The organism is Nocardia sp. NPDC059177, assembly GCF_042755165.1.
GTDB lineage: Bacteria > Actinomycetota > Actinomycetes > Mycobacteriales > Mycobacteriaceae > Nocardia.
Genome location: NZ_JBHZBX010000013.1, coordinates 173,965 through 194,228, shown reverse-complemented (window position 1 = coordinate 194,228; position 20,264 = coordinate 173,965). Strand labels below are relative to the sequence as shown.

20 protein-coding genes are annotated in these 20,264 nt (G+C 69.1%); 11 read left to right on the top strand and 9 right to left on the bottom strand.

The features are described 5' to 3' along the window. Positions 1-1,036, top strand: a 1,036-nt coding sequence (locus ACFXK0_RS18405; protein WP_379411596.1) for a TROVE domain-containing protein, incomplete at its 5' end; no start/stop codon positions are given. Between the two features lie 218 nt (positions 1,037-1,254). Next, on the top strand, positions 1,255-1,479 hold the full coding sequence (locus tag ACFXK0_RS18400) for a hypothetical protein (protein WP_379411595.1): 225 nt from the start codon (positions 1,255-1,257) through the stop codon (positions 1,477-1,479). 58 nt (positions 1,480-1,537) lie between these two features. On the opposite strand, the gene ACFXK0_RS18395 is transcribed toward ACFXK0_RS18400, so the two are convergent. Both ACFXK0_RS18395 and ACFXK0_RS18390 read right to left on the bottom strand, forming a co-directional pair. Next, positions 1,538-2,632 (bottom strand): hypothetical protein, encoded by a 1,095-nt coding sequence (locus tag ACFXK0_RS18395; protein ID WP_379411615.1) that lies wholly within the window; start codon positions 2,630-2,632, stop codon positions 1,538-1,540. 20 nt (positions 2,633-2,652) lie between these two features. Next, positions 2,653-3,783 (bottom strand): phosphotransferase family protein, encoded by a 1,131-nt coding sequence (locus ACFXK0_RS18390; RefSeq protein WP_379411594.1) that lies wholly within the window; start codon positions 3,781-3,783, stop codon positions 2,653-2,655. 192 nt (positions 3,784-3,975) lie between these two features. Here ACFXK0_RS18390 and ACFXK0_RS18385 point away from each other — a divergent pair, with 192 nt between their 5' ends. From ACFXK0_RS18385 to ACFXK0_RS18375, 3 genes are all read left to right on the top strand, one after another. Beyond that, positions 3,976-5,331, top strand: a complete 1,356-nt coding sequence (locus tag ACFXK0_RS18385) for a DoxX family protein (protein WP_379411593.1) — start codon at positions 3,976-3,978, stop codon at positions 5,329-5,331. A 313-nt stretch (positions 5,332-5,644) separates the two neighbouring features. Next, entirely contained in the window at positions 5,645-6,886 is a 1,242-nt protein-coding gene (cobA, locus tag ACFXK0_RS18380; protein WP_379411592.1) for a uroporphyrinogen-III C-methyltransferase, read from the top strand. 52 nt (positions 6,887-6,938) lie between these two features. Then, positions 6,939-8,399 (top strand): MFS transporter, encoded by a 1,461-nt coding sequence (locus ACFXK0_RS18375; protein ID WP_379411614.1) that lies wholly within the window; start codon positions 6,939-6,941, stop codon positions 8,397-8,399. A gap of 19 nt (positions 8,400-8,418) precedes the next feature. Here ACFXK0_RS18375 and ACFXK0_RS18370 read toward each other — a convergent pair whose 3' ends face one another. Then, on the bottom strand, positions 8,419-8,832 hold the full coding sequence (locus tag ACFXK0_RS18370; RefSeq protein ID WP_379411591.1) for a PPOX class F420-dependent oxidoreductase: 414 nt from the start codon (positions 8,830-8,832) through the stop codon (positions 8,419-8,421). A gap of 185 nt (positions 8,833-9,017) precedes the next feature. On the opposite strand from ACFXK0_RS18370, the gene ACFXK0_RS18365 reads away from it, so the two are divergent. After that, on the top strand, positions 9,018-9,650 hold the full coding sequence (locus ACFXK0_RS18365; RefSeq protein WP_379411590.1) for a metal-dependent phosphohydrolase: 633 nt from the start codon (positions 9,018-9,020) through the stop codon (positions 9,648-9,650). A 4-nt stretch (positions 9,651-9,654) separates the two neighbouring features. Here the strand turns inward: ACFXK0_RS18365 and ACFXK0_RS18360 are convergent, their stop codons facing one another. After that, the gene (locus ACFXK0_RS18360; protein WP_379411589.1) at positions 9,655-10,299 is read right to left on the bottom strand and encodes a LysE family translocator; all 645 of its coding nucleotides are present in this window, start codon (positions 10,297-10,299) and stop codon (positions 9,655-9,657) included. A gap of 102 nt (positions 10,300-10,401) precedes the next feature. Between ACFXK0_RS18360 and ACFXK0_RS18355 the strand changes: the two genes are divergently transcribed. Continuing rightward, positions 10,402-10,683: an ArsR/SmtB family transcription factor gene (locus ACFXK0_RS18355; RefSeq protein ID WP_379411588.1), complete on the top strand. Its 282-nt coding sequence runs from the start codon at positions 10,402-10,404 to the stop codon at positions 10,681-10,683. Then, positions 10,683-11,072, top strand: coding sequence for a VOC family protein (locus ACFXK0_RS18350; protein WP_379411613.1), 390 nt, complete (start codon positions 10,683-10,685; stop codon positions 11,070-11,072). The genes ACFXK0_RS18355 and ACFXK0_RS18350 overlap by 1 nt, the downstream gene beginning before the upstream one ends. Positions 11,073-11,085: 13 nt before the next feature. Here the strand turns inward: ACFXK0_RS18350 and yaaA are convergent, their stop codons facing one another. The 5 genes from yaaA to ehuB are packed head-to-tail and all read right to left on the bottom strand — an operon-like array spanning position 11,086 to position 14,817. Beyond that, positions 11,086-11,829, bottom strand: a complete 744-nt coding sequence (gene yaaA / locus ACFXK0_RS18345; protein WP_379411612.1) for a peroxide stress protein YaaA — start codon at positions 11,827-11,829, stop codon at positions 11,086-11,088. Positions 11,830-11,873: 44 nt separating this feature from the next. After that, complete coding sequence (gene ehuA / locus ACFXK0_RS18340; protein ID WP_379411587.1) at positions 11,874-12,629, bottom strand: ectoine/hydroxyectoine ABC transporter ATP-binding protein EhuA; 756 nt, start codon at positions 12,627-12,629, stop codon at positions 11,874-11,876. Positions 12,630-12,633: 4 nt separating this feature from the next. Next, positions 12,634-13,281 (bottom strand): ectoine/hydroxyectoine ABC transporter permease subunit EhuD, encoded by a 648-nt coding sequence (gene ehuD, locus ACFXK0_RS18335; RefSeq protein WP_379411586.1) that lies wholly within the window; start codon positions 13,279-13,281, stop codon positions 12,634-12,636. After that, positions 13,278-13,994 (bottom strand): ectoine/hydroxyectoine ABC transporter permease subunit EhuC, encoded by a 717-nt coding sequence (gene ehuC / locus ACFXK0_RS18330; protein ID WP_379411585.1) that lies wholly within the window; start codon positions 13,992-13,994, stop codon positions 13,278-13,280. The genes ehuD and ehuC overlap by 4 nt, the downstream gene beginning before the upstream one ends. A 7-nt stretch (positions 13,995-14,001) precedes the next feature. Then, on the bottom strand, positions 14,002-14,817 hold the full coding sequence (ehuB, locus tag ACFXK0_RS18325) for an ectoine/hydroxyectoine ABC transporter substrate-binding protein EhuB (protein ID WP_379411611.1): 816 nt from the start codon (positions 14,815-14,817) through the stop codon (positions 14,002-14,004). A gap of 328 nt (positions 14,818-15,145) precedes the next feature. On the opposite strand from ehuB, the gene ACFXK0_RS18320 reads away from it, so the two are divergent. The 3 genes from ACFXK0_RS18320 (at position 15,146) to ACFXK0_RS18310 (ending at position 20,258) form a co-directional block, all read left to right on the top strand. Continuing rightward, positions 15,146-16,894 (top strand): proline--tRNA ligase, encoded by a 1,749-nt coding sequence (locus tag ACFXK0_RS18320; RefSeq protein WP_379411584.1) that lies wholly within the window; start codon positions 15,146-15,148, stop codon positions 16,892-16,894. 83 nt (positions 16,895-16,977) lie between these two features. After that, entirely contained in the window at positions 16,978-18,423 is a 1,446-nt protein-coding gene (locus tag ACFXK0_RS18315; protein ID WP_379411583.1) for a DUF6882 domain-containing protein, read from the top strand. Between the two features lie 83 nt (positions 18,424-18,506). After that, a complete protein-coding gene (locus ACFXK0_RS18310; protein WP_379411582.1) occupies positions 18,507-20,258 on the top strand; it encodes an acyl-CoA dehydrogenase family protein in 1,752 nt (583 codons plus the stop codon). The last annotated feature ends 6 nt before the right edge of the window (positions 20,259-20,264 follow it).

Below are 20,264 nucleotides of genomic sequence, written 5' to 3'. Positions count from 1 at the left end.
GGCGACCACCGAGGACGAGCGCAGCCGCCTGTTCGACTGGATCTGTGGCCGCACCCCGGCGCTGGACGGGCTCGCCCTCGTCGAGGGTTTCCAGCGCGCGCAGAACGCACCGGTCGACCAGGTGCCGGAGCTGGTCCGCACCTACCGGCTGAGCTGGGAGATGCTGCCGGACGCCGCGCTGAACTCGGCCCCGGTGTGGGAAGCATTGCTGGACAACGGCCTTCCGCAGACGGCACTGCTGCGTCAGCTGCCCCGGCTCACGCGGCTGGGTCTGCTCGACCCGCTCGGCCCGCGCACGGCCGCGATCTGCGCGCAGCTGACCGACCCGGACCGGCTGCGCAAGGCCCGCGTGCACCCGGTCGCGGTACTGATCGCCCAGCGCACCTACGCGAGCGGGCGTTCGGCCCGGGGTGCAGGCACCTGGACGCCCTCGGCCCCGGTCGTGGACGCCCTCGATGCCGCGTTCTACGCCGCCTTCGACACGGTCGAGCCGACCGGGCTGCGGCACCTGCTGGCGCTGGACGTCTCCGGGTCGATGATGAGCGCGATCTCTGGGCTGCCGCTCAGCGCACGCGAGGCCTCGGCCGCGCTCGCGCTGGTCACCGCACGCATCGAGCCGCGGCACCAGATCGTCGGGTTCACCTCGGTGGGTAAGGGCTGGCGAGGGGCCCGCGGGCTCACCGAGCTGCCGATTTCACCGCGTCAGCGGCTCGACGACGCCGTGCGGGCGGTGTCGGGTCTGCCGTTCGGTGGCACCGACTGCTCGCTGCCCATCCTGCACGCGCTGGACAAGGGCATCGAGGTCGACGTGTTCTCGATCTGGACCGACAACGAGACCTGGGCGGGGTCGATGCACCCGCACCAGGCGCTGGCCCGCTACCGCCGTGCGGTGAACCCGCGCGCCAAGCTGGTGGTGGTCGGGATGACGGCGACGAAGTTCAGCATCGCCGACCCGGACGACGCCGGCATGCTCGACGTGGCCGGATTCGACGCCGCCGTGCCGTCGCTGCTGGCCGACTTCGCCACGGCCGGTTGACGATACGGCCCTCGGCGAGCAGGGAATCGGTGCCGCCGCGACCTCGTTGTCGCGGCGGCACCGTTCTTTCCGCGAAGCATGGTGTCACCGGCGGGGCGGGCGAGCGCTGGGATCAGTGCGATCGCGGCCCCCCGCGCCGGCCCCGGGAATTCTGGGCTTGTCAACGCTGCCACTCCCACTAGCATTCGCAGGGCTGAACCGAGCTCCGAGAGGTACCTATGAAACGCATTCTCGCCACCGCCGCAGTCGCCGCCGCAGTTGTCGCACCTACCCAGTTGGTCCTGGCGGGCGCGGCTTCGGCCGCACCGGCCGACGTGGCGTCGTACCCTGCGATCGACCTCGGCTCCGTCGAGATCCCCCTTGACGGATCCTGCTCCCCCGAGCCGTGCCCCACGCTCCTCGACGTTCTGCTGACCGGCTCGAGTGCGGGCAGCGCGGAGTAGCCCCATGGCCCGGACAGCCGCCGCGACCCCGTTGTCGCGGCGGCTGTTTCGTGGTCCGTCAGTCGGCGACCGAGGACCAGTCGGCGAAACCGGTGGGGTCGTGGCGGCCCATCGAGGCGTGTTCGAACAGGCCCCAGCCCTCGGCGTCGTCGCAGCGGGCGTAGCCGATGTGGTCGATCACGCCGTAGGGGGTGCGGCCGATGATCGCGGGGTCGGTGAGGTCGTAGGAACTCGACAGCGACCAGTTCGGGCCCATCCAGCGGCCGTGCGTCCAGTCCGGGTCGGCGCCGTAGCCGCAGCCGACGTGCAGTGCGATGCCGGGCCGGGACTCGATCTCCACTTCGAGGGGCTTGCCGTCGGGGGTGGTCAGGTCCAGGCGCAGCGACTTCGGATGCCGGGTGCCCGGCTCGTAGGTCCAGTGCATGCGCGGCCAGCCCAGCTGTTCCTTGCGGCCGTCGTTCCAGATGCGGACCGCGTTGTTGAGCGTGCGGGTGCCGTCGGGTTCCTCCTGCACGATCACCACGATGGAGAACTCCGGGAAACGCAGCGGCGCGTACAGCCACCAGAACCCGCCCATGCCGTCGGCCGGACGGCCCGCGGGCTCCGGCTCACCCGAGGGGCGGATGCCCCAGGAACGGTCGCGGCTGCCGGTCCACACCGCCGGGTCGACGGTGTAGTCGCGACCGTCGACGGCGAGTGTGCCTGCCCAGGAACCCAATTGGGCGAAGCGGGAGGCCTCGATGATCGGGCGGGTGCCCGACAGGATCAGATGCGGCTGCTCCTGCACCGCGGGCTGCGCGCCGGTCCAGGTGAGGTCGAAACCGAGATCCTCGTGCTCGCACACCACCCGGAGTTTCTGTAGCGGCTCGATCACCTCGATCCGGTATCCGCCGACCGCGGTGGTCAGATCGCGCGAGGTCAGCGCGTCGGAGAAACGCACCGCGCGCTGGGACTCGCCGTGGCGCACGGTCGCGAACGCGTCGACCACACCCAGGTTCGGGTACACGCCGAACCCGGTGATGAGCATGGTGTCACCGGCGGGGTCGAAGGCGTTGAAGTAGTAGCGGTCGTAGAAGTTGCGGTCGCTGGTGGCCACCCTGGCCAGCGACAGCGGGGTCTGATGGACCGGGTATTCGTCCAGGGGGACGGGCATGACGCTCATCTGGTGCTCCTTCAGTCCCACTCGTAGGTGCCGTCGAGCAACGCCTCGAGGCTGAGGCGGTGCATCACGTAGTCGTCGAGGTCGGCGGGCACGGTGTCCTCGCCGAAGTGGATCATCCGGCGCTTGATCCGGGCCATCACGATCGCGTGCCGCAGCGCCGCGTAGATGATGTAGAAGTCCAGGTCGGTGACCGTATGTCCGGTCAGCTCTTCGTATTTCGCGACGACCGCGTCCTTGCGCAGGAAGTCGGGCAGGCCGGGCTGGTCGAACCGGGTGGCGATGTCCTGGAAGAAGCGGTGGATGAAGATCACCCAGCCCAGGTCCAGCTCGCGCGGGCCCAGGGTGGCCATCTCCCAGTCCAGCACCGCCGCGGGAGTGAAGCCGTCGAACAGGATGTTGCCGGGGCGCGCGTCGCCCCAATTGAGCACCTCGGCGTCGGTCTCGGCGGGCCAGTGTGCCTCGAGCCAGTCGAAGGTGCGCTCGATCAGCGGGATCCGCACACCGTCGTCGGTCAACGCCCAGGCGTACCAGTCGCGCTGGGCCTGGAAATGCCTGCGCAGCGCGGAGCCTTCGCCGTCGAGCAGCGGGAAACGCGCGGCGGGGTTGTCGATCGCGTGCACCCGCGCGATGGTCTCGACGGTCGCGTCGGCGACCAGCGCGCGCTCGGCGACGGTCGCGTCGAACATCCAGCCGAAGAACACGTACGGCGGATTGTCGGCGGGCACCCGGCCCTCGACCTTCTCCATCACGAAGAACTGGGTGCCGAACACCGACTCGTCGAGCTCGAGCCAGCGCAGCGGCGGCACCGCGACCTCCGAGGCCGCGGCCACACCCGACATCACCTGGTGCTGCAAGGGCAGGTCGTAGGACTGGAACACCGGGAACGACTCGTCCTCGGGCGCCATCCGCGCGACGAAGGACCCGCCGTCGACGACACCGCCGACAGCCCATTCGGCGTCGAACAGGATGGTGGTACTCGACATGCCGCCGGTGGACGGTTTGCCGAGGTTGCTGACCTTCGGCGGCGCGTCCGCACCGACCTTGCCGGACAGCCACTGCGACAGCTGCTCGGCGAGCTCGTCGAGATCGCGCTCGGTGACCGTGAGCGACTGCTGCGCGGTGAGGTCCGGATCGTCGGACATATGTGAGATACCCCTGTCGGCGAGATGGAACGCGTTTCGATACCGGCGTACCGGAAGACCGGCCGGAATGTAAGCCAGGCGTCGGTGAGTGAGATTCAGGGTTGACACTGCGAAAATGGGTGATTCCCCCGAGGCGCTCCAGGATGCCACCGATTAGCTTCGGTGACAATCGATCTCGACGGGGAGGCACCGGTGACGACGGCGACCGCGGAACACGTGCACGACGATCTGGCGGATCCACCGCCACCGGCGCCGAGCTGGCGTCCGGCCACACTGCTCGCATTCCGCTTCACGGTGGCCTATCTGGGCCTGTTCTGTCTGTGGATGGCGCAGATAACGTTCGTTTTCGTCGGTCTGCTGGTCGAGTGGATGCCCGAGGACGCCGTCGCCTGGCAGATCCTCGCGCTGGCACCGGTGAGCCGCTGGATCGGCGAGCACGTATTCGGGGTGCGCGCCGAGGTCGTGCTGACCGGTAGCGGCGACCTGGCCGCGATCTGGATCCAGCTCGGCCTGGTGCTGGTGGCCGCGCTGGTGGTCACGCTCGTGTGGTCGGTGCTGGACCGGCGCAGGCGCGCCTATCCGCGGCTGGGCAGCTGGGCGCTGACCGGGCTGCGGCTGGCGGTCGGCGGGCAGATGCTGTTCTACGGTTTCGCCAAGCTCATTCCCACCCAGATGCCCGAGCCCGCGCTGACCACGCTGCTCACCCGCGTCGGCGATCTCAGCCCGATGGCGATGCTGTGGACCCAGGTCGGCTCGTCGCCGGTGTATCAGATGTCGCTGGGGCTGGCCGAGGTGGTGGCCGGGTTGCTGCTGTTCTGGCCGCGCACCGCCACCCTGGGCGCCATGCTGAGCGTGATCAGCATGGCCCAGGTGTTCCTGCTGAACATGACCTTCGGCGTGCCGGTGAAGCTGCTGTCCGGCCATCTGCTGCTGATGAGCCTGGTGCTGCTGGTGCCGCAGGCGCGCCGGCTGGCGAATGTGCTGGTACTGCAACGCGCCTCGGAGCCGATGACCCAGCCACCGTTGTTCACCTCGGCCCGCGCGAACCGCTGGGCGGGCGTGGCGCAGCTCGTGCTGGCGCTGTGGGTCGTGACCGGATGCGTGTACATCGGGATCCGGAGCTGGAACGAATACGGCGGCGGCGCACCGAAACCCGAGCTCTACGGCATCTGGGACGTCACCGCGTTCACCGTCGACGGCGCGCCGCTGCCGCCGCTGACGACCGATCCGACGCGCTGGCAGCGGCTGGTCGTCGACGTCGGCTCGGCGGGCTACCAGCGCATGGACGACACGATCGTGCCCGCGCTGGCCACCGTCGACCCGGCCGCCCACACGATGGCCTTGATGCTCGCGCCCACCGAGCCCGGCCAGAACCCCGCTCCCTACGCGACATTCACCACCGAGCGGCCGGACACCGATCAGCTGCTCTTGCGCGGCGAACTCGACGGTCGCGCGGTGACGATCGCCCTCACGCGCCTGGACCTGGCCAGTTTCCCGTTGCGCGGCACCGGATTCCACTGGGTGCAGGACCGGCCCTACATCGGCTGAGCGAGCGATCGCCAGACCCGGTGGACAGGGGAGCCCTCGCCCGCGCCTGGGCCCGGCTCGTCCCGACCCCGGTCCCGGCGAACGCGGCTGGGCCAATGGTGCAGACGGTGGTTGCGTTCGGAGCCCGGCGACCCCGGGCGTGCCCGTCCAGCCGCGGCGGGGTGGTTCGGAGCATGGTGGGTGCCACGGTGGCTGTCTTCGTCTGGTCGCGGTGGCTGTGTTCGGAGCCCGGCGGGCGTCACCGTCGGCCGCGTCGGTCCGCGGCGGCGGGTGCGTTCGGTCGTCGGTGGCACAGCAACTAGGCTGAGCGACTGTGCCGAACACCTCTGACACCGCAGCGACCCCGCCCGCCGGCGACCCGAACTACCTGGTCGGGCTCGATCTGCGTGGACGCAGAGTGGTCGTGGTCGGCGGCGGGACCGTCGCCCAGCGCCGGTTGGGTCTGCTCGTGGCCGCGGGCGCGGATGTGCACGTGATCAGCCGGGCGGTGACACCCGCGGTCGAGGGGATGGCCACCGCGGGCCAGATCAGTGTCGAACTGCGCGAATACGCCGACGGCGACCTGGACGAGGCCTGGTACGCGATGGCGTGCACCGACGAACCAGCGACCAATGCCGCCGTCGTCGCCGAGGCCAGCGCCAAGCGGGTGTTCTGCGTGCGCGCCGACATCGCCCGCGACGGAACCGCGGTCACCCCGGCCACCGCCCGCTACGACGGACTGACCCTCGGTGTGCTGGCCGGCGGCGCGCACCGCCGCTCGGCCGCGGTGCGCAACGGACTGCTCGAGGCGCTGCAATCCGGGGTGGTCACCGACGATTCCGAACCGGTGACCCCGGGCGTCGCCCTGGTCGGCGGCGGTCCCGGCGATCCCGACCTGATCACCGTGCGCGGCCGCAGGCTGCTCGCCCGCGCCGACCTGGTGGTCGCCGACCGGCTGGCCCCGCCGGAACTGCTCGCCGAACTCGGCCCGCACGTCGAGGTGATCGACGCCGCCAAGATCCCCTACGGCCGGTCCATGGCGCAGGAGGCGATCAACCAGGCGCTCGTCGATGGCGCGAAGGCCGGCAAGTTCGTCGTCCGGCTCAAGGGCGGCGATCCGTACGTGTTCGGCCGCGGCTACGAGGAACTCGAGGCCTGCGCCGAGGCGGGTATCCCGGTGACGGTGGTGCCCGGCATCACCAGCCCCATCTCGGTGCCCGGCGCGGCCGGTATCCCGGTGACCCATCGCGGCGTCACCCACGAGTTCGTCGTGGTCAGCGGGCACGTGGCGCCCGATCACCCGGACTCCCTGGTCGACTGGCCCGCGCTGGCCAAACTGCGCGGCACCCTGGTGCTGATGATGGCGGTCGAGCGGATCGACAAGTTCGCGGCCGCGCTGCTCGACGGTGGCCGGGCGGCCGAGACGCCGGCGGCGATCATCCAGGAGGGCACCCTGCGCACCCAGCGGGTGGTGCGCGCGGATCTGGGCACGGTGGCGGCGGCGGTCAAGTCCGAGGGCATCCGCCCGCCGGCGATCATCGTCATCGGCCCGACGGCGGGCTTCGGCCTCGACTAGCTTCCCCGGCCAACTACACTGCCTCGCTGTGCTCGATAAACCCGCTGCGACGATGCAGTATCCGGTGACGAAGCGGGCCTTCGGCCTCGCCATCCTCGTACTGAGCGGCTTGCAGCTCATGGTCGTGCTCGACGGCACCGTCGTGATCTTCGCGCTGCCGCGGCTGCAGGAGGAGATGGGGCTGTCCAGTTCGGGCAGCGCGTGGACGGTGACCTCCTATGGCCTCACCTTCGCGGGTCTGATGCTGCTCGGCGGTCGTCTCGGTGACGCGTTCGGCCGCAAACGGATGCTCATCTACGGTGTCGGGCTGTTCACCGCCGCCTCCCTGGCGTGTGGTCTGGCCACCGGTGAGGCGATGCTGCTGATCTCGCGCGCCTTCCAGGGCGCCGGTGCCGCCATCGCGGCGCCGACCGCGTTCGCGCTGGTCGCGACGACGTTCGCGCCCGGTCCGGCCCGCAACCAGGCGATCGCGATCGTCGGTTCGATGGCCGGGATCGGCTCGGTCGGTGGCCTGGTCGTCGGCGGCGCGCTCACCGAGTTCTCCTGGCGCTGGATCTTCCTGATCAATGTGCCGATCGGCGCGCTGATCGTGCTCGGCGCGGTCTACAAACTGTCCGACACCGCCCACCACCGCACCCCGCTCGACATCAAGGGCGCGATCCTGGGCACGCTGGCCTGCGCGACCATCGTGTTCGGCGCGACCGAGGGACCGGCGATGGGCTGGACCAGCCCGGTGATCCTCGGGTCGCTGCTCGGTGGTTTCGCGCTGCTGATCGTCTTCGTGCTCACCGAGCGCCGCGAGTCCGATCCGCTGCTGCCGTGGTCGTTGTTCGACACCCGCGACCGGGTCGCCACCTTCGCGCTGATCTTCCTGGCCGGTGCCGTGCTCGGCGCGATGACCTTCTTCGTCGCCCAGCTGCTGCAGAACGTGCTCGGCTACAGCCCGCTGCAGGCCGGTATCGCCTCCATCCCGTTCACCATCGGTATCGGTGTCGGCGGTGCGCTGGCGTCCAAGGCGGCGCTGGCCGTCGCGCCACGCTGGCTGCTGGCCGGTGCCACGTCGGTGCTGGCGGCGGGACTGCTGTTCGGGTCGACCCTGGACAGTCACGTGGAGTACCTGTCGACACTGCTGCCGCTGCTGCTGGTGATCGGCTTCGGTGTCGGGGTGGCGATGGTGCTCGCCCCGCTGTGTGTCCTGGTCGGTGTGCCGCCGTCGAACATCGGCCCGCTCTCGGCGGTCGGTCAGATGTTCATGAACCTCGCGACCCCGATCGCGATCGGCCTGCTCAGCCCGATCGCGGCCTCGCGCACACTGTCGCTGGGCGGCACCGACGGCAAGGCCGCCGATATGACGCCGGCCCAGATCGACGCGCTCAACAGCGGCTACACCCTGGTGCTGCTGGTCTGCGCCGGGCTCGCCGTGCTGGCCGGCCTGGTCGCGCTGACGCTGCGGTTCACCCCGCAGCAGCTGGTGCAGGCCCAGCACGCCCAGGAGGAGGCCCAGAGGAGCTGACCCCGCCGGGCCGTGTGGCTCAGAGGCGGCCGGCGACTTTGCGCGGGGTGACCCGCACGACGACCCGTTCGGCGTCGTGTTCGGATGCCGGGTTGAACTCGCGGTAGGGCTTGCCGGTGTACTTCAGCGACATCTCGTCGGGGAGCGCGCGCTCCGGATCGGGCGTGGTGGTCGCGGTGCCCCGGATCTCGGCGTAGAGGAACGGGCGATCCGGCGGGTTCACCATCACGGTGATCCGCGGGTCCCTGGCCAGGTTCTTGGCCTGCCGGCGCGCGACGGTGGTGGAGAACACCAGGTCCTCGCCCTCGCGTTTGATCCAGACCACGGTGAGATGGGGGTGCCCGTTGGCGCCCAGGGTGGCGACGGTGGCATAGACCCGTTCGTCGTCGAGGTAGGCCTTCAATTCGTCGGAGAGCACTGCGGTATCGGTCACGCTTCTGCAGAACACGTGACGACACCCGCGCATTCCGCCATTCGACGTCGCCGGTCCTGTACGCGGATTCCGTGACCCGGCAACGGCTTTCGTGGCCACCTGCCGCCGCATCGACGCGCGGGCCCGCCGGTGACACCAGGACAAGGGGGTTGCCGCGGTCCGGCGCGATGCCGACACTGGATCGTATGTCGTTGCCGTCGCTGGATCTGCTGGACCGCTGGACCGCCCTGGCGGGTGCGGATACCGCGCCCATCGGCGCCGGGATCATCGCCCGTTACGCCGAACCGCACCGCCGCTATCACACCGGTACGCATCTGGGTGCGATGCTCGAAGCGATCGACGAATTGTCGGCCGCCGCAAGCGATATCACCGCGGTCCGGTACGCGGCGTTCTTCCATGACGCGATCTACGCCGTCGACCGCGCCGACAACGAAGAGCGCAGCGCCGACCTGGGCCGCGATATCCTCGAATCTCTCGGCGCCACACCGGCACTGGTGGGCGAGGTGGTCCGGCTGGTGGTGCTGACCCGGGGCCACGATCCCGAGGCGGGCGACGCGAACGGCGCGGTGCTCTGCGACGCCGACCTCGTCGTCCTCGGCGGCACGCCCGAGGCGTACGCCGCTTACGCGGTGGCCGTGCGCGCGGAGTACTCCCACGTCCCCGACGATCTGTTCCGCGCTGGCCGCGCCTCGGTGCTGCGCAATCTGGCCCGCCAGCCCCGCCTCTACCGCACCGCGCTCGCCCACGACCGCTACGAACAGCGCGCCCGCGCCAATCTGGCCGCCGAACTCGCCGACCTCACGGCGGCGACTGCCTGACCATTCAGTCTTTGCGCCCGGTCAGCGCGAGGGAGGCGCCCATGCCGATCATGACCAGTCCGCCGGTGCCGCCGACCACGGCGAGGCGCCGCGGCGAACGCGCGAACCAGGATCGCGCCGACCCGGCGGCCAGCGCCCACAGCGAGTCGAGGATCAAGCCGAAGATCGGGATGCACAGGCCGAGGATCAGCATCTGCCGCTGCACCGAGCCCGCGGCGGGGTCGACGAACTGCGGCAGCAGCGCCGCCAGGAACACGATGGATTTGGGGTTGGCGAACCCGACCACGAAACCGTCCCGCACCACCGCCGCGGCACCGCGGGTACCCGCCGGCGCCTCGGCGTGGAACGAGGCCCGCAGCGCTCCGCGATGCCGGATCGCCTGGACGCCGAGATAGATCAGATAGGCCGCGCCGACAACCTTGATCGCGGTGAACGCCGTCGACGAGGCGACGACGACCGCGCCGAGCCCGAACGCCACCGCGACGACCTGCACGTATATCCCCACCGAGTTGCCGACCACGGTCAGCAGTGCCGAGCGCCGCCCTGTGGTGAGCGCGCGGCTGATCGTGAACAACACGCTGGGTCCCGGCACGGCGACCATCAGGAAGGCCAGACCCGCGAACGACAGCAGCGCACCCCAGGACACCATGGGGCCCAACGCTATCGGCGTACCCGGCCACTGACAAGGGTGGCCAACCTTGACAGGCAAGTCACCACTTGCCTATTGTCGAAGCAGACGGGAGGACCAGCCGTGACCGACATCTTCGCCGCGCTGGCCGACCCGACCCGGCGCGCACTGCTCGACGAACTCGCCGACCGGGACGGGCAGACCCTGTTCGAACTGTGTGCCAGGCTGGTCAGCAAATACGGCATCAGTTCGTCCCGGCAGGCGATCACCCAGCACCTGGGTGTGCTCGAGGACGCCGGGCTGGTCCGCACCCGCCGGGCAGGTCGATACAAGTTCCATCACGCCGATTTCACGCCACTGGGCGAGATCGGGCGGCGATGGCCGATACCTCAGGAGGACACATGATCCGCATCGGTGTGACCAGCGTCTTCGTCGACGACCAGGACAAGGCCCTGGCCTTCTACGTCGACGTACTCGGCTTCCAGCTCGAGGACAAGGTGCCCCTCGGCGAGTACTTCTGGCTGACGCTGGTCTCACCCGCCGACGTCGAGGGCACCCAACTGCTGCTCGAACCCGACCAGCATCCGGCCGCGAAGGCGTACAAGACCGCACTGAGCGCCGACGGCATCCCGGTGATGTCCTTCGCCGTCGACGACGTCGAGGCCGAATACCGCCGGCTGCTCGATCGCGGGGTGGTCTTCACCCAAGCACCGCTGGCCACCGGCCCGGTCGTCACCGCGGTCTGCGACGACACCTGCGGCAACCTGCTGCAACTGGTCTCGCCCGCGCCCTGACCGGCCTGCCCGCCTAGGTGATGATGAGAAGTTCGGTGGGCGAGGCGATCTCGGTGCGCAACCCCGCCTTGTTCGCCACCCGCGCCACCGCCCGGATATCGGCCGGTTCGGCGCGGGTGAGCACCAGGGCGCGCGCCAGCAGCCCCTTGTGATGCTTGTTGAAATGGCTGACCACGGTGCGTGAACCGTCGGCATGCTCGGTGAGCACATTGGCGGTGACCGCGCCGGGCACCCGGCCGAGCTGCTGATAGGTGCCCGAACGCAGATCGACGACGAGCTCGCCCGCGGCCTCGGCGTAGAGGGCATCGGGCAGCACCTCACGCCACAGCGCCGACAAGGTCGGCAGACCGGGCAGCTTGGATCCACCGGAGAGCCGGTAGGCCGGAATCGCGTCACCGGCCCGGATCGCGCCGAACAGCGCCGAACCGATGCCCAGACGCGCGTAGGCCTTGGCCCGCTGCGCCTTGGTGAACGACGCGGCGTCGAGCGCGTCGTAGAGGACACCGGTGTAGCGCTCCAGCGCGGGCCGGGTGGGGGAGGTGCGCAGCGCGGCATTGCGGGCGACCTCGGCATCGGCGCTCTTGCCCAGGCCGAGCACCGTCGCGGTGGCCGCCGGGTCGGCGGCCAGCTGCACCACCTCGGTGACCAGCTTGTCGCGTACCGCGGTGAGCTGCGGCATCGCCAGATCGGCCAGTTCGAGGGGCGCGCCCGATCCGCCGTCGGACTTGGTTTCGGAGGGAGGCAGCAGCACCAGCACGAGCGTCAACGCTAGTGCGCCGCCTTCCGCCGTGTCGGCGCGGGTCAGCGCACGGCTTCGAGGAACTTGCGGGTCCGCTCGTTGGTCGGGGCCTCGAAGATCTGCTCGGGTGGCCCCTGTTCGATGATGCGGCCCCGGTCGAACATCAGCACCCGATCCGACACCTCGCGGGCGAACCGCATCTCGTGGGTGACGATCAGCATGGTGATGTCGGTGGTTTCGGCGATGGTGCGCAGCACGTCGAGGACGTCACCGACCAGCTCCGGGTCCAGCGCCGAGGTCACCTCGTCGAGCAGCATGACCTTGGGATCCATCGCACAGCAGCGCGCGATCGCCACCCGCTGCTGCTGCCCGCCGGAGAGCTGGGAGGGATGCGCGTCCGCCTTGTCGGCCAGGCCGACCACATCCAGGAGATGCCGGGCGCGCTTGCGGGCTTCGTCCTTGGATTTGCCGAGCACGTGGATCGGTGCCTCGGTGATGTTCTCCAGCACCGTCATGTTCGGGAACAGGTTGAACTGCTGGAACACCATGCCGATCTTGGTGCGCGCGGCGCGCAGCTGTTTCTCCGTGGCGGGCACCAGCTTTCCGTGGCGTTCGGTGTGGGTGAGCGGTTGGCCGCCGACCCAGATCACGCCGTCGCTGATCTTCTCCAGGGTCATCAGCAGCCGCAGGATGGTGGTCTTGCCCGAGCCCGACGGCCCGATCAAGGTCACCTTCTCGCCGCGGCGGACACTGAAATCGAGGTGGTCGAGCACGGTGAGCTCGCCGAAGCGTTTGACCACCTGATCGAATCGGATCATCTCGTCAGTAGTAGGCAAGTCGCTTCTCCAGTCTTCTGATCAGCACGGCGGTCGGGTAGCTGGCGACCAGGAAGAACACCCCGGCCAGCGTGATCGCCTCCAGGTAGGCGAAGTTGCGTGCCCCGAACTGCTGTGCGGCGGTCACCAATTCGACGACCGAGATGGCGAACAGGAACGGGGTGTCCTTGAACATCGAGACCGCGTTGGTACCCAGCGCAGGCAGGCTGGCCCGGATCGCCTGCGGCAGCACCACCGCGCGCCAGGTGCGCAGCGGCGGCAACGACAACGCCCTGGCCGCCTCCCACTGGCCCTTCGGCACCGACTCGATCCCGGCCCGGTACACCTCGGCGAGATAGCTCGAATAGTGGATGCCAAGCACCACGACACCGATCTGCAGCGCCGAGAACTGGGTGAGCAGCGTGTAGGCGAACAACAGCTGCACCACCAGCGGCGTCAGCCGGACGAACTCGCTGACCGCGTGCACCGGTGCCGCGATCCAGCGCGGCATCGACTGCCGGATCATCGCGATGATCAACCCGAGCACCGCCGCGAGCGCGAAGCCCAGCAGCGTCGCCAGCAGGGTGATCTGGAACCCGTCCCACAGCACCGGCAGTGCCTCGCGGGCCCGTTCCCAGCTCCATTGCACGGTCATGGCGCCGCCTTCGTCTCGTCGGGCGCCAGGCTCAGCACCTCTTTGAGGGAGGCGCCGCGGCCGAGCTTGGTCTTGGCACGGGTTTCGAGCAGGTTCATCCCCAAGGTGAGCAGATAGGCGAGCACGAAGTAGATCACCAAACCGATGCCGAAGGAGAACAGCGTGTCGCTGGTGGTCGTGCGCAGCTGGCCGATCTCATAGGTGAGATCGTGCAGGGTGATGTAGGAGGCCAACGCAGTGCCTTTGAGCAGGTGGACCAGCAGATTGGTGAGCGACGGCAGCATCAGCGCCCACGCCTGCGGGAACAGCACCCGCCGCATCCGTTGCCACGGACTGAAACTCAGCGCGACCGCCGCCTCGAACTGCGCGCGCGGCACCGCGTTGAGCGCCCCGCGCACCACCTCGGCACCGTAGGCGCCGTAGTTCAGGCCCAGCGCCAGGATCCCGCAGAACACCGGGTCCAGCTTGTAGCCGAGCAGCGGCAGCACATAGAACAGCCAGAAGATCTGCACCAGCAGTGAGGTGCCGCGGAAGAATTCGATCAGCACGCGGGCGCTGCCGCGCGCGGCGAGATTGCGCACCCGCACCGTCGTGCCGAGCACCAACGCCAGGACGAACGCGAGCAGCGCGCCGCCGACCGTGAGTTCCAGCGTCACCACGATGCCCTCCCACAGGGCGGGGAGGGCATCGAGGAACGCGTCGAGATTGCTCATGCGTGGATCAGATCTCGCCCTCGCACAGCTTGGCGGTGGTGTACTCCGGGTCGGGCAGCTCGCGTTCGGTGAAGCCGAACTCCCCGACGATGGACAGGTACTTCTCCTTGTCGGAGGTGATCTTCTTCAGCTCGGTGTTGTAGGCGGCGAGCAGCTCCGGGTCGCTGGTCCGGAACACCGTGCCACCCGCGCCGATCTGCGGCTTGCCGTCGATCACCGCCACGAACGAGTCGGTCACCTCGACCGCCGTGTCCGGGTTGTGGTCCTTCAGCCAGTTCAGCGAGATCGCGGTGAGCGCGAACACATCGGCGCGGCCGGACGTGACTGCGTCCATCCCGTCCTGTGGGGTGCCGACCAGCGTGGCGTCGATGCCGAGGGCCGCCGCGTAGTCCGATTCGATGGCACCGGTCATCGCGGCCATTTTCGCGCCGCTGGCCTGGACGGATTGCATATCGGTGAGGTTCAGCGGATTACCGGGTTTCACCATGAGCGCGGTGGTGTACATGAATTCCGGTTCGCTGAACGAGGCTTGCTCACAGCGCTTGGGCAGGATCGACATTCCGGCGCTCACCGCGTCGAATCGCCGTGCTTGCAGGCCGGGGATCAGCGCGCCGAATTCGGTCTGCACGCCGTCGACGGTCTCGATGCCGAGATTGCCGAAGATCTCCCGATGCAGGGCGACGGTGGCCCCGGTGAGCAAGCCGTCCGCCTCGAACGAGTACGGTGCCTCGCCGGCGAAACCCACGGTGACGACGCCTTTTTCGCGCAGCGACTGGAGCAGGTCGCCGGGCTCGGTGGTTTCGGTCTTGGTGCAGCCTGCCATGGCGGCGCTCACCAGAACGGCACCGGTGAGCACCGTGAGGCAACGTCGGGGGAAGGATTTCGTGACGGTCATATCGGACCTCTCGCAAGGGTGTAGCGGTATCAGCAGGTCAACTGCTTATTCGGTGCCAACGCGAATTGGACGCACCGTGCAACCTATGCCGAGAGTATTCGATCGGGCAAAGACCATGATGATTTCGTAATCTACGATTGAGCGCAGTGTCAATTGGGTATTCCAGTGTCATTTCGGTTGCGGAGATGGGCGGGCCGGGCGGTGGGATGGTAATCCGTTGTGAGCCCGTCCGGACCAGGGACTACGCTGTGCATCCGTGATCACCCGCCTCTCCCGCCTGTTCCTGCGCACCCTGCGAGACGATCCCGCCGACGCCGAGGTGCCCAGCCACAAACTGCTCGTTCGCGCCGGCTACGTCCGCCGCGTCGCCCCCGGCGTGTACTCGTGGCTGCCGCTGGGTCTGCGCACGCTGCGCCGGATCGAGGACGTGGTGCGCCAGGAGATGGACGCCACCGGCGCCCAGGAGATCTCCCTGCCCGCGCTGCTGCCGCGCGAGCCCTACGAGACCACCAACCGGTGGACCGAATACGGCGACGCCCTGTTCCGCCTGCAGGACCGCAAGGGCGGCGACTACCTGCTCGGCCCCACCCACGAGGAACTGTTCGCGCTCACCGTCAAGGGTGAGTACAACTCCTACAAGGATCTGCCGGTCACGCTCTACCAGATCCAGGCCAAGTACCGCGACGAGGAACGTCCCCGCGCCGGCATCCTGCGCGGGCGCGAGTTCGTCATGAAGGACTCCTACTCCTTCGACCTCGACGACGACGGCCTGGCCACCAGCTACGCCACCCACCGCGCGGCCTACCAGCGCATCTTCGAGCGTCTCGGCGTGCAGTACGTGATCGTGGCCGCCACCTCCGGTGCCATGGGCGGCAGCGCCTCCGAGGAATTCCTGGCCGAGAGCCCGGTCGGCGAGGACACCTACGTGCGCTGCGTGGAGTCCGGCTACGCGGCCAATGTCGAGGCCGTGGTCACTCCCGCGCCCCCGGCTCTGCCGATCGACGGCCTGCCCGCCGCGGTCGAGCACGACACCCCGAACACCCCCACCATCGCGACCCTGGTCGACTGGGCCAACGCGGCGAAGGTGCTCGACCGCACCGTCACCGCGGCCGACACGCTCAAGAACGTGATGGTCAAGCTGCGCCACCCCGACGGCAAGACCGAGATCCTCGGCATCGGCCTGCCCGGTGACCGCGAGGTCGACGACAAGCGCCTCGAGGCCTCCGTCGAACCCGCCGAGGTGGAACTGCTCACCGACGCCGACTTCGCCGCCAACCCCTTCCTGGTGAAGGGCTACATCGGCCCGAAGGCGCTGCAGGCCAACGGTGTTCGCTACCTGGTCGATCCGCGCGTGGTCGCGGGCACCGCGTGGATCACCGGCGCCGACACCCAGGGCAAGCACGTGATCGGCCTGGTGGCCGGTCGCGACTTCACCCCCGACGGCACCATCGAGGCCGCCGAGGTCCGCGACGGCGATCCCTCGCCCGACGGCGCCGGTGTGCTGGTGGCGGCCCGCGGTATCGAGATCGGCCACATCTTCCAGCTCGGCCGCAAGTACACCGATGCCTTCGATGTCGACGTGCTCGGCGAGAACGGCAAGCCGGTCCGGCTCACCATGGGCTCCTACGGTGTCGGCGTGTCCCGGCTGGTCGCGGTGATCGCCGAACAGCAGCACGACGACAAGGGCCTGCGCTGGCCCGCCGAGATCGCCCCCTTCGACGTGCACGTCGTCATCGCCAACAAGGACGCCGCCGCCCGCGAAGGCGCCGAGCAGGTCGTCGCCGGCCTCGACAAACAGGGCCTCGAGGTCCTCTTCGACGACCGCACCGCCTCACCCGGCGTCAAGTTCAAGGACGCCGAACTGCTCGGCATGCCCTGGATCCTGGTGATCGGCCGCGGCTGGGCCGACGGCAAGGTCGAACTACGCAACCGCTTCACCGGCGAAGCCGAGGAAATCCCCGCCGAAGACGCCGTCGCCGCAGTAACCGCGAAGATCCGCGGCTGAGGTCGGTACCGCTCTTTACAGGAAGATGAACGACCCGGTGCCAGTACAGCATTCACTGGCACCGGGCTGATAACTTCGAGCGGGTGGACACGTTCAGCGATGCGCTGTTGCGGTTGGCGCGGGGGTTTCTCGGCGGGGCGATCGAGCAGTATTCGGTATTCCAGCAGCAGGTTGATCCCGGTCGTACCCGGCTGGACCACCGGGCGGGCCGGGTCTGGATCGGTGAGCGGGAGTTCGCCGATTCCGGTGAGATCGGGACCTTCGCCGAGGATCTGACCTTTCAGTGGGCGTGGGCGAAGCCCGCGCTCGCCGGTATGTCGGGTGTCGCGGCGTCGGTGCGGTTGCGGGAGATCGGATTACGTGAGGCGATCCCGGAATTCACGACCGACCTGCTCGACCTCGCCGGGTTCCCCGACCCGATGCTGGCCGCCGACCACCTGTCGATCATCGCGATGGGTGTGCTCGGCGCGCGCGGGATGACCAAGTTCAACTACGGCGGTCGCGCCTACGCCTACCTGGTCGTCGAGGACGAGCAGGTGCCGTGCGCCACACCCGATCCCGGTGCGGTGGCCGGTGTCGTGCGGGCCGCCGCCGCGATGCTGCCGGGCGGGGGAGCGCGGTCGGTGGTGGAAGGCTATGCCCGCCGTCATCACGCCACCGTGCGGGCGAGTGCGGACGGCCTGGAAGTGTCACTGCCGCAAGGCTTCCGGTTGATCGCCCGGGTCGACAGCGCGGACCGTCTCGTCGCCGCCGACATCGTCGACGCCGGTCTGGCCGCCGTCCCCGCGACCCTGCCGGAGCCCCGGCACGAGCGGATTCCGCCGTTCGTCCCCGATACGCTGCTCGCCGCGCTGGCCGCACCCGCGGCGATCACGATCGGTGGCCGTGGCTCACTGCGCGGCAGCGCCGACGCCACGAGCCTGTGGTGGGAGCCGATGTACGCCGCCGAGGATCTGGTCGAGGTGCCGGACCGGCGCGTGGCCGTCGCCGAGATCGGCCGCTACGACAGCGAACACCGGATCTGGACCTGGGTACACCGGGACGGGTCGGGCGCCACCACGCTGCGCGCGCTCGCCCGCGAGCACGGCGCCGCGCACCTGGCCGCCGACCGGGTGGACCTCAGCGGCACCGCACACCCGAACAATGTCGTCACCGTGCTCGTGGCCGGTGCCGCCGACCTGGGCGGCAACCTCGGCTGGGCCGCCGTGCCCGACGACGCGGGCTGGCGCTACTTCGCGGTCACCGACCACGAGGTGCGCGCGCCCGGCGCCGATCCGGCGGTGGCCGCGCTGGTCATCGACACCGCCGCGAACCTGCTGCATCCCTTGACCGACCAGCAGAGCCGCTACGCCACGATGCGCGCGATGATCCTCGGCTGGTTCCGCCGCCACGACGTCGCCGCGCTGACCTTCGGCGAACCCCAGCTGCTGCTCGGCCACTTCGGCCTCTACGAGCTGCGCGTGGAATTCGACGCGGGCGGCGGCATCATCGGCACCCGCACCGGCATGATCGGCGAGCTGATGTTCTGACAGTGGCGTCAACTTACGCTTACGTAGGGGAAACCTGCAGGTAGAAGGCTCGGCGGCGGGGGTGGCGCTGATAGGTTGACTCCATGACGAGTTCGCCCAGCCTGCTGTTCAATCCCGCCACCTACGACCCGCAGCACTTCGATGCCGAGACGCGGCGGCTGCTGCGCGCCACCATCGAGTTCTTCGAGTCCAAGGGTCTGGCGCAGCTGCTGGCCGACGACCGCGACGCGGTCTGGACCCAGGAATTCCTCGACTTCGTCGCGAAGGAGAAACTGTTCGCGACCTTCCTGACCCCGGCCGCCTACGCCGACGGCAACCCCGACAAGCGCTGGGACGCCGCCCGCAACGCGGCGCTGGCCGAGATCTTCGGCTTCTACGGCCTGGCCTACTGGTACGCCGAGCAGGTGACCATCCTCGGCCTCGGCCCGATCTGGCAGAGCGACAACGAGATCGCCAAGCGCAAGGCCGCCGCCGACCTCGACGCGGGCCAGGTGATGGCGTTCGCGCTGTCCGAGCGCGAGCACGGCGCCGACATCTACAACACCGACCTGATCCTCACCCCGAGCGAACCCGGCAGCGCCGACGCCGAGGCGGGCATCCTGTTCCGCGCCAGCGGTGAGAAGTACTACATCGGCAACGGCAATGTCGCCTCGATGGTGTCGGTGTTCTCCCGCCGCGGCGATGTCGAGGGCGCCGAGGGCTACATCTGGTTCGCCGCCGACAGCCGCCACGACGACTACCACCTGATCGAAAGCGTCATCCACGGGCAGATGTATGTCAGCCACTTCCGGCTGGAGAACTACCCGGTCACCGCCGCCGATGTGCTGCACGAGGGCCCCGAGGCGTTCTCGGCCGCGCTCAACACCGTCAACGTCGGCAAGTTCAACCTCTGCCACGGCAGCATCGGCATGGTCGAGCACTCGTTCTTCGAGGCCATCACCCACGCCAACAACCGCATCCTCTACGGCAACCCGGTCACCGACTTCGCCCACGTGCGCGGCAATTTCGTCGACGCCTACGCGCGTCTGATCGCGATGAAACTGTTCAGCGACCGCGCCGTGGACTACTTCCGCAGCGCCTCCCTGGACGACCGCCGCTACCTGCTGTTCAACCCGATGACCAAGTCCAAGGTGACCTCCGAGGGCGAGGTCGCGATGACCCTGCTGCTGGATGTGCTGGCGGCCAAGGGTTTCGAGAAGGCCACCTACTTCGCACAGGCCTCCCGCTACATCAACCACCTGCCCCGGCTCGAGGGCACGGTGCACGTCAATGTCGGCCAGATCCTGAAGTTCATGCCGAACTACCTGCTCAACCCGGCCGAGTACCCGGCCATCGGTACCGACCTGGCACCCGGTGACCAGGAGTTCTTCTGGCAGCAGGGGCCGGCACGCGGTGCGGGCAAGGTGCAGTTCGCCGACTGGACCCCGGCCTACGAGCAGGCCGCGAGCGTGCCGAACGTCGGCCGGTTCTACGAGCAGGCCCAGGCGCTGCGCACCCTGCTGCTCACCGCGGCGCCCGACGCCGATCAGCAGAAGGACCTGGACTTCATGCTGACCATCGGCCACCTGTTCTCCACGGTGGTCTACGGCCAGCTGATCCTCGAACAGGCCGAGCTCACCGGCCTGGACCGCGACGTCCTCGACCAGATCTTCGACTTCCAGATCCGCGACTTCAACACCCACGCGACCGCGCTGCTCGGCAAGCCGTCGGTCACCGAGGGACAGCGCGCCTGGGCGGTCGGCGCACTGCGCAGCCCGGTCGCCGACACCGCGCGGTTCGACCGGGTGTGGCAGCAGGTGGCGTCCTACGACGGCGCCTACACGATGCGCCCGTAGGTGCCA

Coding starts and splice junctions, on each gene's coding strand:
- ACFXK0_RS18310 (WP_379411582.1), top strand. CDS start 18,507: ATGACGAGTTCGCCCAGCCTGCTGTTCAATCCCGCCACCTACGACCCG.
- ehuD (WP_379411586.1), bottom strand. CDS start 13,281: ATGACCGTGCAATGGAGCTGGGAACGGGCCCGCGAGGCACTGCCGGTG.
- ACFXK0_RS18375 (WP_379411614.1), top strand. CDS start 6,939: ATGCAGTATCCGGTGACGAAGCGGGCCTTCGGCCTCGCCATCCTCGTA.
- ehuB (WP_379411611.1), bottom strand. CDS start 14,817: ATGGCAGGCTGCACCAAGACCGAAACCACCGAGCCCGGCGACCTGCTC.
- ACFXK0_RS18395 (WP_379411615.1), bottom strand. CDS start 2,632: ATGCCCGTCCCCCTGGACGAATACCCGGTCCATCAGACCCCGCTGTCG.
- ehuC (WP_379411585.1), bottom strand. CDS start 13,994: ATGAGCAATCTCGACGCGTTCCTCGATGCCCTCCCCGCCCTGTGGGAG.
- ACFXK0_RS18360 (WP_379411589.1), bottom strand. CDS start 10,299: ATGGTGTCCTGGGGTGCGCTGCTGTCGTTCGCGGGTCTGGCCTTCCTG.
- ACFXK0_RS18390 (WP_379411594.1), bottom strand. CDS start 3,783: ATGTCCGACGATCCGGACCTCACCGCGCAGCAGTCGCTCACGGTCACC.
- ehuA (WP_379411587.1), bottom strand. CDS start 12,629: ATGATCCGATTCGATCAGGTGGTCAAACGCTTCGGCGAGCTCACCGTG.
- ACFXK0_RS18365 (WP_379411590.1), top strand. CDS start 9,018: ATGTCGTTGCCGTCGCTGGATCTGCTGGACCGCTGGACCGCCCTGGCG.
- ACFXK0_RS18400 (WP_379411595.1), top strand. CDS start 1,255: ATGAAACGCATTCTCGCCACCGCCGCAGTCGCCGCCGCAGTTGTCGCA.